Annotated in this window: 8 protein-coding genes; 4 read left to right on the forward strand and 4 right to left on the reverse strand. The window is 35.6% G+C overall.

Translation table 11 applies throughout. From position 1 onward, the window contains the following. Nucleotides 1–240: 240 nt before the first annotated feature. The 3 genes from NBT05_RS11745 to NBT05_RS11755 all read right to left on the reverse strand — a co-directional run bounded on the left by NBT05_RS11745 (nucleotide 241) and on the right by NBT05_RS11755 (nucleotide 3637). Nucleotides 241–1335: a DUF748 domain-containing protein gene (locus tag NBT05_RS11745; protein ID WP_265770044.1), complete on the reverse strand. Its 1095-nt coding sequence runs from the start codon at nucleotides 1333–1335 to the stop codon at nucleotides 241–243. A gap of 60 nt (nucleotides 1336–1395) precedes the next feature. After that, a complete protein-coding gene (locus NBT05_RS11750; protein WP_265770045.1) occupies nucleotides 1396–2946 on the reverse strand; it encodes a hypothetical protein in 1551 nt (516 codons plus the stop codon). 367 nt (nucleotides 2947–3313) lie between these two features. Then, the gene (locus tag NBT05_RS11755; protein ID WP_265770046.1) at nucleotides 3314–3637 is read right to left on the reverse strand and encodes a YbaB/EbfC family nucleoid-associated protein; all 324 of its coding nucleotides are present in this window, start codon (nucleotides 3635–3637) and stop codon (nucleotides 3314–3316) included. A gap of 138 nt (nucleotides 3638–3775) precedes the next feature. Here NBT05_RS11755 and NBT05_RS11760 point away from each other — a divergent pair, with 138 nt between their 5' ends. The 4 genes from NBT05_RS11760 to NBT05_RS11775 all read left to right on the forward strand — a co-directional run bounded on the left by NBT05_RS11760 (nucleotide 3776) and on the right by NBT05_RS11775 (nucleotide 11857). Further along, on the forward strand, nucleotides 3776–5836 hold the full coding sequence (locus NBT05_RS11760) for a S9 family peptidase (RefSeq protein ID WP_265770047.1): 2061 nt from the start codon (nucleotides 3776–3778) through the stop codon (nucleotides 5834–5836). 87 nt (nucleotides 5837–5923) lie between these two features. Then, complete coding sequence (locus NBT05_RS11765) at nucleotides 5924–6964, forward strand: PLP-dependent cysteine synthase family protein (protein ID WP_265770048.1); 1041 nt, start codon at nucleotides 5924–5926, stop codon at nucleotides 6962–6964. 96 nt (nucleotides 6965–7060) lie between these two features. Further along, a complete protein-coding gene (locus NBT05_RS11770) occupies nucleotides 7061–8323 on the forward strand; it encodes an aminotransferase class I/II-fold pyridoxal phosphate-dependent enzyme (protein WP_265770049.1) in 1263 nt (420 codons plus the stop codon). Nucleotides 8324–8860: 537 nt separating this feature from the next. After that, the gene (locus tag NBT05_RS11775; RefSeq protein WP_265770050.1) at nucleotides 8861–11857 is read left to right on the forward strand and encodes a CBM35 domain-containing protein; all 2997 of its coding nucleotides are present in this window, start codon (nucleotides 8861–8863) and stop codon (nucleotides 11855–11857) included. 93 nt (nucleotides 11858–11950) lie between these two features. Here the strand turns inward: NBT05_RS11775 and NBT05_RS11780 are convergent, their stop codons facing one another. After that, the gene (locus NBT05_RS11780) at nucleotides 11951–13069 is read right to left on the reverse strand and encodes a GNAT family N-acetyltransferase (RefSeq protein WP_265773245.1); all 1119 of its coding nucleotides are present in this window, start codon (nucleotides 13067–13069) and stop codon (nucleotides 11951–11953) included. Nucleotides 13070–13126 lie beyond the last annotated feature (57 nt).

Here is a 13126-nt window from a genome sequence, read left to right on the forward strand (position 1 = left end):
CCTCCCTCTCTAACTTTAAGAACAAGATAAAATCTACTGTGTTCCTTTGTTTTTCGTTCAATTAAATTATGAGCAGCTATCTCTCACATGTCTTTAATACAATTCCGGATTCTTCTTTAGAAGTATATATAATACTCTTCACCAATTGCTACCCCGTAACGGTACAAAAGGAAAATTAAAAAGAACTTACCCCATGTTTTTAAATTGGCAACGACTTATAATTTAAAAAGAATTACCAGACTATTTCTTAGCATCTCCGGAATTTTCGGCGTCTTCAAATTCAATTTCGTCATCTACCGTGTTTTTAAATGCCTGTATCCATGCATTTTTAAAAATATTAGTGACTGTAGGCCAAATTTTAGTAGAAACCTTATTTAAATCTCCTTCAATTGGCACTTTAGTAGCTAACGTATTGTTCTTTTGGTTCTTTAAAACAAACTTAAAAAAGCCAACAAAGCCTTCCCATAACTTATTAAAGAACCCATCTTCTTTTCCAACTAGCTTTGCATTCTTTAAGAGAGGCTTGATATATCCTTTCAAATATCCATCAGCTATAGCCATTTCGCTGTACAAATTAAATTGCCCCTCATTAAAGTCAATACCTGCATAATGTTTAGTAAAATCATTAAGAGCCGTAGCCGCCGCTTCTTCTAGTGAAAAAGAAATATCCATATCAGGAACCTCTTTGACCAGGTCCATCTTACCATCCAACTTTACTTTTCCATTACCAATCGAAACAGCAGTAGCCTCTAGGGTAGAAGGTAATTCCCTGTCCGTTCGTACGACATTTCGTAAGTTAGTAGCATTCAGTGTTATATTATTCATATTGAGATCAATAGTAGGTTCTGCTGTTACCTCTACAAAGGCTACTTTTCCGTTAGTAATCTGCAAGGTATTGATATCAATAGGTACCAGGTCTGTTAAAGCCTTTGTCCAGTCTTCTACTTCCGGAGTTTGTGTACTATCCTGTGTTTGATCTTCAAAAACATAGATAATTGTAGGGGCATCCATTACAATTTCGGTAACAATCTTGCCTTTTAATAAAGAACGCCATTCTACCGAGATATCAGTTCGCTTAAAATCCAAAAACGGAACCTGCGAGGTAGCATCTACTTTATTTAAATACAAATTATCAATGGCATACGCTCCTCGGATCAACGAAATATCAATATCTTCTACCTGCCCGTAATATCCTGGAATCGTAGCGAGGGTCTTATTTACATAACTTTTAACCAGGTAGGGTAAGGCTAAACGCAGTATTAATAATAAAACAATGATTAATACCGGAATCAGGTACCTTTTCTTTTTATATCTTTTTCTATGTGGTGTATTCATATGATAGGTTGTGTTTCTAAAAATAAGACTTTAGAAACAAAAAATGACGTATCTCATAATTTATTCTTTTTTTCCATTGCCTACCATGGTAGAAATCATTCCGTCACGAACCTGTAACCATAGATAGTTGAAAAAGGATTTTTCCGGGTTTCGTTTGGTTTCTATCTGTCCGTATCGGTACCCGTTCTTATCAGTTTTTGAACCATTATTAATTAATAACCTACCTACCGCAGTTAAAAATTTATTGACTCCTAATCGGTCTTTCTTTAAGACTTTAAATTCAAAATCCTTATACTTCATTTTCATGTTCCCTTTTGCCATTTGGTTATTACCATAGCTTGTAAAGTATAATTCTTCCACTTTTCCGGATGCTTTGGATTGTAAATTTGAAGTTAAAAACGGATTGAAAACCTGGGCGTTAAGATGAAGTATGGTACCTGAAAGAGAAAATTGATCTGTATTTTTAGCAATACCAAAATTCCAGTCTAAGGTTAAAGGAGCAGCACCCATTAATAAGGTATTAATTTTTATTTTACAAGTATCTGCAAGCGAACTTAAGTTAAAAATAGACGCATCTAAATCTGAAAAATACAATGCTTCCGGTTGAACGCTGTTTTCCGTCTCTTCCTGGTAGCTGATATACCCCTTTTGAATCTGCGTAGTATCAATTTGTAATTGAAAAGGTAGTTCTTTTAAAAGTTGTCCGTATGATTTTTTATAAGAAGTGTCATCTGGCAAACGTTTATCACGGTAAAAACGAGCCTTTGGAGATACTGTAACTAATTTTGAAATAGCTAATTGTAAACTATCCTGTACATGTGAAATTTGAGGAGCGTCTATAGTAATCACAGGAACTTCCAGGTGGACATAATCCCTTTCGGTCTTTATTAATTTAGATAATTCACGTTTGGAAACCTTTGTTTTATAAGAGGTGTTTTCCATGACAATTTGATTTCTCTTAACCGCTACGTTTTCAACTTTAAATACTTCGTAATAATCCGTGTAGTAGGTAATCTGATGAATTCTGCCCTGAGCCGAAGAAAAAGTAAAGGGAATGTTTTGTTTTACTGTTTTTTCGGTAAAAGCAAGATTTTCTAATTGTAACTGAATTCGATTTATACTAAATTTAGGTTCTTCCGAATGTATTGTATGCTGTAATATTTTTCCATTAGTAATTTGTAAAGATTCAATAATGATAGGTAAAACTTCGGAAGTTACTTCTAAACTTAGTTCATTCGTAAAACTGTCTTCAACTATTTCAGATTCTTTAAATATTTTAATAAAAGGGTGATTGACCTTAACTTTTTCAATAATAATATTGTCATTCAATAGATAGTTATAAAAACTTAACCCGGATGCTTTTAGTTTTACATTTTCTATATGATGAGAATACTTTGCATCTAATTGTATACGAAGGGTAAGACTATCAAACTCCACAAAATTTTGAAGTAAACTAACCGAAAGGTTTTTGTAATTTACAGTGATAGTTTTAGGAAGTCTGGTAGAAAGTGCATCTTCAATCTTAGCTTTAGCATAACGTTCTAATCCGAAGATACTTAGTACTATGATAATTAGAACTAAAAATAAAATGCCACTCCACTTTTTAATCATATATAAATTTTAATTGAAGATAGAAGATATCATTTAATTTAATAGTCCAAAGCTTCTTAAATCAAACTAGTTTTAAAATTCTAAAATGACCTTAAAGCAATGATAAAAATAACAACCATCAACTAATTATTCTATAGTGTAATTTTCCATGAGCAAAGCGAACTAACCTCTAACAGCGAAGCGATCTATTATTTGAAAGCAAAGCGGTCTATATTCTATAAGCGAAGCGATCTATTGCCTACAAACGAGAGCAATCCAACCTCTAGCAGCAAAGCGGTCTATATTCTAAAAGCGAAGCGATCTAACTTCTAGTAGCAAAGCGGTCTAAACTCTATCAGTAAAGCGGTCTATTCTCTAAAAACCAAACCTACTTAAACATATCCAACCCCGGTATATTCGGCATTCCGTCTTTAGCCGCAGCAGCAAGTTCTCGCTCATTAATTTCAGAAGCTTTAGCAATTGCTTTGTTCAAGGTTAAAATTAAGTAATCCTCTAATTGTTCTTTATCTTCCAGTAGTTGATCATCAATAGTAATCCCCTTTATAACCCGGTCAGCTGTCATAGTTACCTTTAATAGATCATCACTACTTTTTTCCTCTAGGCTAATAGTAGCCATTCTTTTTTTGGTTTCTTCCACCTTTTGCTGGGCTTCTTTTAATTTGCCCATCATTCCCATCATATCTCCGAACATTTCTCTTCTTTTTTAAATTAGAAAACAAAATTAGTATTTTGCACTTACATACGACTATTTTAGATCAAATCATTACATAAAATGTAGTTCCTTTCTGTTATTTTTGTTCTCAGTTGCTAACTAGAAAAATTCCAACTTTTGAGTACAAAATTTAACCCGCCGATTGCCGATAAAATTCCTGTAACTTTAGAAAAACATGGAGATGTTAGAGTTGATAATTATTTTTGGCTTAATGATCGCGATAACGATAAGGTCATTGATTACCTCAACCGGGAAAACGATTATAATGACAGGGTAACTGCACATACAAAAAATTTCCAGGAAGCACTTTTTAAAGAAATGAAAGGTAGGATAAAAGAGGATGATGCTTCCGTACCGTATAAAAATAACGGGTACTGGTACATTACCCGATTTGAAAAAGGAAAGAATTATCCCATTTATGCCTGTAAAAAAGAAACCTTAGATGCCCCGGAAGAAATTCTTTTTGATGTAAACCAGGAAGCCGAAGGTCATAGCTATTTTAATATGCGTGGATTAAGTGTAAGTCCGGACAATCATAAAATTGCTTTTGCCACAGATACCACCGGGAGGCGTAATTACACCATTCGCATAAAAGATTTACGTACTGGCGAAATCTATACAGATGTTATTGAAAAAACTACCGGAAATTGTACCTGGGCTGCGGATAATCAAACCTTGTTTTATACGAAAAAAGATGAAGAAACTTTGCGATCAAATCGTATTCTAAGGCATAAATTAGGACAACCAGTAAGCAAAGATCAAGTAGTGTATTTTGAAGAAGACGATACCTTTTCAACCTATGTATATAAAACCAAATCAAAAAAATACATTGTAATTGGTTCCAGCAGTACTTTAACCTCAGAATATCGAATCCTACCTGCTACTCAACCCGAAGGGGATTTTACTGTTTTTCAAAAAAGAACAAGAGGTCTGGAATATAATATAGCACATTTTCAAGATTCTTTTTACATCTTGACCAATAAAGATAAAGCTACAAATTTTAAATTGATGGTAACCCCTGAGACTAAAACGTCAAAAGAAAACTGGGAAGAAGTGATTCCACATCAGAAAGATGTATTGTTAGAAGACATTGACATCTTTAAAAAATACCTGGTAATTAGTGAGCGCTCCGAAGGGTTATCAAAAATTCGAATTAAAAGTTGGGATGGCTCGCAAGATTATTACCTTCCTTTTGATAATGAGACTTATACTGCATATGTTAGTACCAACCCGGATTTTGATACCGAAATTTTAAGGTATGCCTATAATGGATTGACGACTCCCAATTCTGTCATTGATTTCAATATGGATACTAAAGAAAAAGAAATCAAGAAAGAACAGGAAGTTTTAGGGGGAACCTTTAAAAAAGAAAATTATACCTCAGATAGAGTGTGGGCTACCGCGCGGGACGGAGTTAAAATTCCAATCTCGCTAGTTTATAAAAAAGGAATCATTAAAAACGGAAACAACCCATTGTTACAATATGGTTACGGATCTTATGGTAATACGATTGACCCGTATTTTTCAACGGTTCGCTTAAGTTTGTTAGACCGCGGATTTATTTATGCTATCGCCCATGTAAGAGGAAGTGAATATTTGGGTAGGCCCTGGTATGAAAACGGAAAACTACTCAAAAAGAAAAACACCTTTACTGATTTTATCGACTGTTCAAAATACCTAATTGAAAATAAGTATACGTCAAGCGAACATTTATACGCTTCCGGCGGATCAGCGGGCGGATTGCTTATGGGGGTAATTATCAATGAAGCTCCCGAACTATATAACGGGGTTATCGCATCAGTGCCTTTTGTAGATGTAATGACAACCATGCTGGATGAAAGTATACCCTTAACTACGGGAGAATATGATGAATGGGGTAATCCTAACGAATCTGTTTATTATAAGTATATGCGATCGTATTCGCCTTACGATAATGTAAAAAAACAAGCCTATCCTAATTTATTAGTGACTACCGGGCTACATGATTCACAAGTACAATACTGGGAGCCTGCAAAATGGGTCGCTAAACTACGTGAACTCAAAACCAATGATACCCTTTTACTATTACATACCAATATGGATGCCGGGCATGGGGGCGCTTCCGGAAGGTTTGAAGCAATTAAAGAAGTCGCTGAAGAATACGCATTTATCCTTGACCTGGAAGGGATTACCACATAATTAAAAAAAATATAGTAACTTCGCGTAGTTACGATGACTGTTTATAGAGGAAGTTGATAGGAAATAGGCAGTACGAAAACACCCTTTATGAAACAAGAAATTAGAGCTCATAATTCTGTTTTGGATTTGATTGGAGATACTCCTTTAATTAAGTTAAATAGGATTTTGGCTAAATACCCTGGTAACTATTACGCAAAAATTGAAGCTTTTAACCCAGGACACTCCACTAAAGATAGAATTGCACTTTACATCATAGAACAAGCTGAAAAAAAGGGAATTTTAAAACCTGGTGATACGATTATTGAGACGACCAGTGGTAATACTGGTTTTAGCTTGGCTATGGTAAGTATAATTAAAGGTTATGACTGTATTCTGGCAGTAAGTTCAAAATCATCAGCAGATAAAATAGAAACCCTTAAAAATATGGGGGCCAAAGTATATGTTTGCCCTGCTAATGTCAGTACGGATGACCCCAGGTCGTATTATCAGGTAGCCAAACGTTTACATGAAGAAACACCTAATTCCATTTATATTAATCAATATTTTAACGAACTTAATATTGAAGCACATTATAAAACTACCGGTCCGGAAATCTGGAATCAAACTAATGGACTACTAACGCATTTTGTAGCATGTTGCGGTACCGGGGGAACCATTTCGGGGACCAGTCGTTATTTAAAAGAACAAAATAAAGATATTAGTGTTTTAGGCATTGATGCGTACGGATCAGTTTTAAAAAAATATCATGAAACCGGGCAATTGGATAAAAAAGAAATTTATCCGTATCGAATTGAAGGATTGGGTAAAAATTTGATTCCAAGCGCTACTGATTTTGATAGTATTGATCATTTTGAAAAAGTAACAGACGAAGATAGTGCACATACCGCTCGAGAATTAGCAAAAACTGAAGGATTATTTTTAGGGTATACCAGCGGTGCTGCCATTCAGGGCGTAAAGCAATTAGCTAAACAAGGTGTTTTTGCTAAAGATAGTAATGTGGTGATCCTGTTACCCGATCACGGTTCAAAATATTTAAGCAAAATTTATAGTGACCAGTGGATGGAAGATCAGGGGTTCTTTGATACGGAACAAATAGAAAATCCACAGAAGGTAGAAGTGATCCGATAGCGCTAAATTCGGGTTGGGTTTCCTACGAAATTATTATGCGAAACGATCAATTTTCTGTATTTTCGCACACTTATGTTACAATCAAAGTTGAGGTAGATGAAAGATTTATTTGATAAGATTTATGCAGACAAAGGGCCCTTAGGCAAATGGGCGGATCAGGCAGAAGGATATTTTGTTTTTCCTAAATTAGAAGGCCCGATATCAAATAGAATGAAGTTCCAGGGTAGAGAAGTCGTTACCTGGAGTATTAATGATTACCTTGGATTGGCTAATATGGACGAAGTCCGAAAAGTAGACGCCGAAGCAGCACAAGCTTACGGATCAGCTTATCCTATGGGAGCCAGAATGATGAGCGGACATACCGACCTACACGAACAATTACAAGACGAACTTGCTGAATTTGTGGATAAAGAAGCTGCTTATTTATTAAATTTCGGATATCAGGGAATGGTTTCTACCATTGATGCCCTGGTAAACAAAGACGATATTATCGTTTATGATGTAGATGCACACGCTTGCATTATTGATGGTGTACGATTACATCAGGGACAGCGCTATACCTATCGTCACAACGATATGGAAAGTATTGATAAAAACCTGATGCGCGCTACGAAGATGGCTGAAAAAACTGGAGGAGGTATCCTGCTGATTTCAGAAGGTGTGTTTGGAATGCGCGGCGAACAAGGTAAGTTGAAAGAGATTGTTGCCCTTAAAGAAAAGTATAACTTCCGTCTATTCGTAGATGATGCGCACGGATTCGGAACATTAGGAAAAACAGGGGCAGGTACCGGACAAGAACAGGGAGTACAGGATCAGATTGATGTATATTTTGCCACTTTTGCAAAAAGTATGGCAAGTACCGGAGCATTTATTGCTGCGGATAAGGAGATTATAGATTATTTAAAATATAATTTACGGTCCCAGATGTTTGCTAAATCTCTACAAATGCAACTGGTCGTAGGTGCTTTAAAGCGTCTGGATATGTTACGTACCATGCCGGAATTGAAGCAAAAGTTATGGGCAAATGTAAATGCTTTACAAAATGGTCTGCGCGAACGAGGTTTTGACTTGGGAACTACCCAAAGTTGTGTAACACCGGTATATTTAAAAGGAAGTATCCCGGAAGCCATGGCACTAGTTAAAGACTTACGTGAAAATTATGGTATCTTCTGCTCGATTGTAGTATATCCAGTTATTCCAAAAGGATTAATTTTACTTCGTTTAATTCCTACTGCATCTCATACTATGGAGGATATTGAAGAAACTCTCAATGCCTTTTCTGCCATACGGGAACGCCTGGAAAGTGGAGTTTATAAAAAAATGTCTGCTGCATTAGCAGAATCTATGGGCGACTACTAAATATTAGGGAATTGCCAGAATGTATAATAACTATCTTATAAGTAGAAAGAGCTAATTTTTTCTATAAACATGCATGTCATTTTATTATTGGTGTCCGGTTAAAATAGAAAATAGTTTATAAAGCATAGTGACATAAAGTGATTCCAAAATTTAAAGTATGTAGAGGATGCCTTTTTACTTTTTCAGATACCCGTCCGCAGGCGGGTCTTAAATCTTTACCAGAAACTAATATAATTTTACGTTGATTTGGCTATACTAATGGGAATATGCTAATAATTCATAGGTTTCATACTATTAAAACCATACCTGAAAACACTTTTTTATAATACCTATATCACCCACAAAATTAACTCTGTCCTACTTCATACAGAGCTTTAAAATTTTTTTCAAAAGAAATCTTAAAATAGGTTAATGTTATCATAAACATATTTACTTTTATAGCGTAGATAAATTATATGTTAACACTATAATTTGTTTGCGTATTCATTTAATTTATTAGATCACAAACCTTAAACTAATCTCAAAATTCACATTTTTATGACACAACATTATCTTTTAACACTATTACTATTACTAACATTATCAGTGCGTAGTCAGTCTGTTCCGCAGACGTATGAAGCGGAAAGTTCACTTCTGGGAGGTGCCGCCAAAGTTAATACCAATCATATAGGCTTTACCGGTAGTGGCTTTGTAGATCAATTTACCATAAAAGGGGCATCCGCAGCATTTACGATTGAGGTTGCCGAAGCGGGTTCTTATTATGTAACTTTACGTTATTCTAATGGCACCAAAAACGACAACACCCTAAGCCTTTATGTAAATGATGTTGATGTACGCCAAACGATTCTAAAACCTACTTCTCAAAGTTGGAAAGTCTGGGGTAATAAAACCGAAATTTTAGAATTAAACGAAGGAACTAATACGATACGGTACCAACATGATACCGATGATAGCGGGTTTGTAAACCTGGATCACATTTGGCTATCTAAGCTGGCGGGTAATGGTGTAATAGGCACCCCGATCCTTAAAGATCAGTATAGTGTAGTAGTACAGGATTATGTGCAACTACCAAATACCGCAAATAATAAACCTCCCAGACTAAATACTTTTGCCTTTTTTGAAGACCGAAAATTTGTGGGGGAAGAAAGAGAAGGTAAAATATACGAGTTAATTGAAGAGGGACAAGCGGTAACTTACCAATTGTTTTTAGATACCCGAAAAGCAATTGCTCAAAACACCGGAAGAAATTTAAATACACAATCCTCTATGCACGGAGGATTAAGGGGTATTGCTTTTCATCCGGATTTTGCTACTAATGGAAAGTTTTACACCTCGGTTATGGAAGACAGACCTTCTAACCCGGCGGATTTCAATTATATTTCAGATTCTTCGAACCCTATTGATGCTGATGGTGTATTAGTAGAGTGGACGTATGATTTTGCTTTAAACCGTATAGATTCAACCAGTTATCGGGAAGTTTTTAGAATAGGGATGCCCGTATATGATCACCCGATCAAACAGATTGCATTCAACCGCTATGCTGCTCCTGGTGATGAAGATTATGGTTTACTATACGTAACGCATGGTGATGGTAGTGTACAATCTGCAACTGCCGGAGGAGGTCTTAACAATGACGCACTGGGCAAAATACTGCGAATAGACCCACTTGCCAATGATGAAAGTCCCTACACTGTACCTGTTACCAATCCCTTTGTGGGCGATGATGCTTACTTGGATGAAATATATGCTCTAGGTTTTAGAAACCCGCATACGTTAAGCTTTAACCAGCATCGGGACGGAAAAAGTTATTTAATTTCCGGGGAAGCAGGTCGTGACAATATTGAAGAAGTTAATCTAGTGTATCCCGGGGCAAATTACGGATGGGCTAACCGCGAAGGTACCTTTGTACACCTTAATAGCGGGGGAGGTATTGTAGAAGGGCTTTCTCCTTTACCAGAAAATGAGGCAGAATTAGGGTATACCTATCCCGCGGCACAATGGGGACACGAAGGTGATATTGGAAAAGGTTTTGTAGGTCAGGCAATAGCCGGGGGCTACGTATATACCAGTCCCGACCAAAATATTCAACAGTACATATTTGTAGATTTTGCAAATTCCGGTCGTTTGTTCTATTGTAATTTTGATGATTTGCTTGCCAGCAACATTCAGTTAGATGTAAACGATCCTTTACGTAGCAGTCCTTCTTCTTTAACACAAGCACAGATTTATGAATATAGTGTGTACTACGATGATGATAGTGACCCTTCAACGCCAGCCATAGCTAAAGAATCTATGAAGGATATTATTGATGATGATGAGAACTATGATGGCAGCAACCGTGCCGATATCCGGTTTGGGCAGGATCAGGAAGGTATAGTATATATGCTAAACAAGAGAAACGGAAGAATATATACGATACAAACGGTTACTCCTGTAATACCACCTACTTTTACGTTTTCTTATGAAGCCGAAGATGCTAAAACAAATGGGGTTATCGGAACAAAACATCCGGGTTTTCGGGGAACAGGATTTGTTGAGTATTTAACTAGACAGGGTAGATTTGTAACCTTTGAAGTTGAAGTACCAGAGGAGGATTTGTACATTGTAGATATGCGGTACGCTGCCGGAAGTCCGAATGGACCTATTCAGGAAAGAACTATGAGTCTATATGTAAATCAACAAAAAGTAGAAAGTATAAATTTTGAAATAACAGGTTCCTGGAGGACACGAAGCAATAAGTTGCTGACCATACCACTCAATAAAGGAAGTAATACCGTCACTTTTCAATATGATCCTGGTGATACCGGGTATATTAATATAGATTATATAGATCTTAAAAAATCAACTTACCAGGCAGAAGATGCTTCTACAAATGCCATTATAGGAGATAAACACGCAAATTTTGCAGGAACGGGGTTTGTCGAATACCTAACCCAACAAGGAAGGTTTGTCTCATTTGATATTGATGTTTCTCAATCAGGAACCTATCAGGTAGACGCCAGATACGCTGCTCAAGAATGGAGAAATGCTACCCAAGATCGAACTATGAGTTTATATCTAAACGATACGCTTGTAGATCAAATTGCATTTCCAGTAACTAGCTCGTGGAGCGAATGGGCTAATAGTAGTATTGATCTGCCTTTGGAACAAGGTATAAATAAACTTAGATATGAATTTGATCCTGGCGACACCGGTTTTATCAATTTAGATTATATTGTAGTGTCTCAAAATATAAAAGATACAGTAGCTGCTGCTATTACTTCTCATCTGAATAATTTGATAACTGAAAAGTCTGAGGAAGTATTTGGAACGCTTTATCCTAATCCTGTACGAACAAATGTTTCACTAGCGTACAAAGGTAATTCTGAAAAAGTTCAAATTTCGGTTATGGATATGTATGGTAATAAAGTATATAGTCAGGTTTCTTCTTCTCAAGATGTTCTTTTTACTATGAGTAATCTTAAAAAAGGAATGTATTTTATAACTTTAAAAGATAATTCTCAAACGGTCACCCGTAAAATTTTTAAAGAATAGCGTTGGCATAAAAAATTAGAAGCAACTATATATATTAAAAAGCTGTCTATAAAGGCAGCTTTTTATTGTAAAAGGTTAGGGTAAAAGAACAGTCTAAATTTCTTTTCTGAAGGTACGACGCATCTTATGTTGAGTATGGTCATAATCCGTCCAAAGTGCCTGAATTGCCTTATTTTCTTCTAACTCTGGGTTAGTTTCAACCACTTTAATCCCATTGCGGATAAAGGTTTCGTTCATTTCCTTAAAAATTAAAGCCGTAATCCCTTTATTTTGATATTCAGGGTCAACTCCTATTAGGTAGAAGGATGCAGTATCATTTCTTTTTTGTGCTTTTAGGATATGTAAAAATTTTAAGGGGTAAATCTTTCCATTCATCTTCTTTAAAGCTTTAGAAAAAGAAGGCATCACAATAGAAAAAGCAATTAATTTACCAGTTTCATCGGCAATACAAGTAATATATTCCGGATTGAGATAAGGTAAATATTTCTTTTTATACATATCAATCTGATACTGCTGAATAGGTACAAAAGTCTGTAAACTACTATAGGTTTTATTCAGTAATTCAAACATATCATCTGCATATGCCAGTAACTCTTTGCTTTTATTGAACTTTAAAAGTTGTAGTTTATATTTTTCCTTGATAATTTTAGCAAAACGGATAACTTTTGGTCGGGTTTCCGTGGGTACTTTAATTTTATATTCTACCCAGGTTGCTGCATCTTCAAAACCTAATTGTTTAAAATGCTCAGCATAATACGGATAATTGTACCAGGTGATCATGGTATTTAACTCTTCAAAACCTTTAATTAATACTCCTGCTTTGTCCATATTCGAAAAACCTACTGGTCCTTCCATATATGTTAAATCATGCTTTCTTCCGTAATCAGCTACGGTTTCCAATAATTTTTTAGTAATCTCAATGTCATCAATCACATCAAACCACCCGAAGCGGACTTTTAGTTTCTTTTGCTCTTTAACTTCAATCCAATTGATAATAGCAGCTATTCGTCCTACAATTTTATCATCTTTAAGGGCTACATAATAGCTTGCCTGAGCGTTTTTATAAACCGGATTTTTTTCAGGATTGACGACATCTAATTCTTCCTTGATAATAGAAGGAACATAAAAAGGGGAGTCTTTATAAAGGGTAAAAGGAAATTTGATAAAAGCTTTCAAATCACTTTTAGAAGTCATCTCTTTTATGGTAATCATATAGCCACGATAGTTCTTTGACAAATATAGGTTGCTTTTCCTAAAAAGATGAACCTT

This window comes from Aquimarina sp. ERC-38, from assembly GCF_026222555.1.
Taxonomy (GTDB): Bacteria; Bacteroidota; Bacteroidia; order Flavobacteriales; family Flavobacteriaceae; genus Aquimarina.

What these genes read in the sequence shown, in the direction of transcription:
- NBT05_RS11745 (WP_265770044.1), bottom strand. Translation starts at nt 1,335, where the DNA reads ATGAATACACCACATAGAAAAAGATATAAAAAGAAAAGGTACCTGATT.
- NBT05_RS11750 (WP_265770045.1), bottom strand. Translation starts at nt 2,946, where the DNA reads ATGATTAAAAAGTGGAGTGGCATTTTATTTTTAGTTCTAATTATCATA.
- NBT05_RS11755 (WP_265770046.1), bottom strand. Translation starts at nt 3,637, where the DNA reads ATGTTCGGAGATATGATGGGAATGATGGGCAAATTAAAAGAAGCCCAG.
- NBT05_RS11765 (WP_265770048.1), top strand. Translation starts at nt 5,924, where the DNA reads ATGAAACAAGAAATTAGAGCTCATAATTCTGTTTTGGATTTGATTGGA.
- NBT05_RS11770 (WP_265770049.1), top strand. Translation starts at nt 7,061, where the DNA reads ATGAAAGATTTATTTGATAAGATTTATGCAGACAAAGGGCCCTTAGGC.
- NBT05_RS11775 (WP_265770050.1), top strand. Translation starts at nt 8,861, where the DNA reads ATGACACAACATTATCTTTTAACACTATTACTATTACTAACATTATCA.
- NBT05_RS11780 (WP_265773245.1), bottom strand. Translation starts at nt 13,069, where the DNA reads ATGATTACCATAAAAGAGATGACTTCTAAAAGTGATTTGAAAGCTTTT.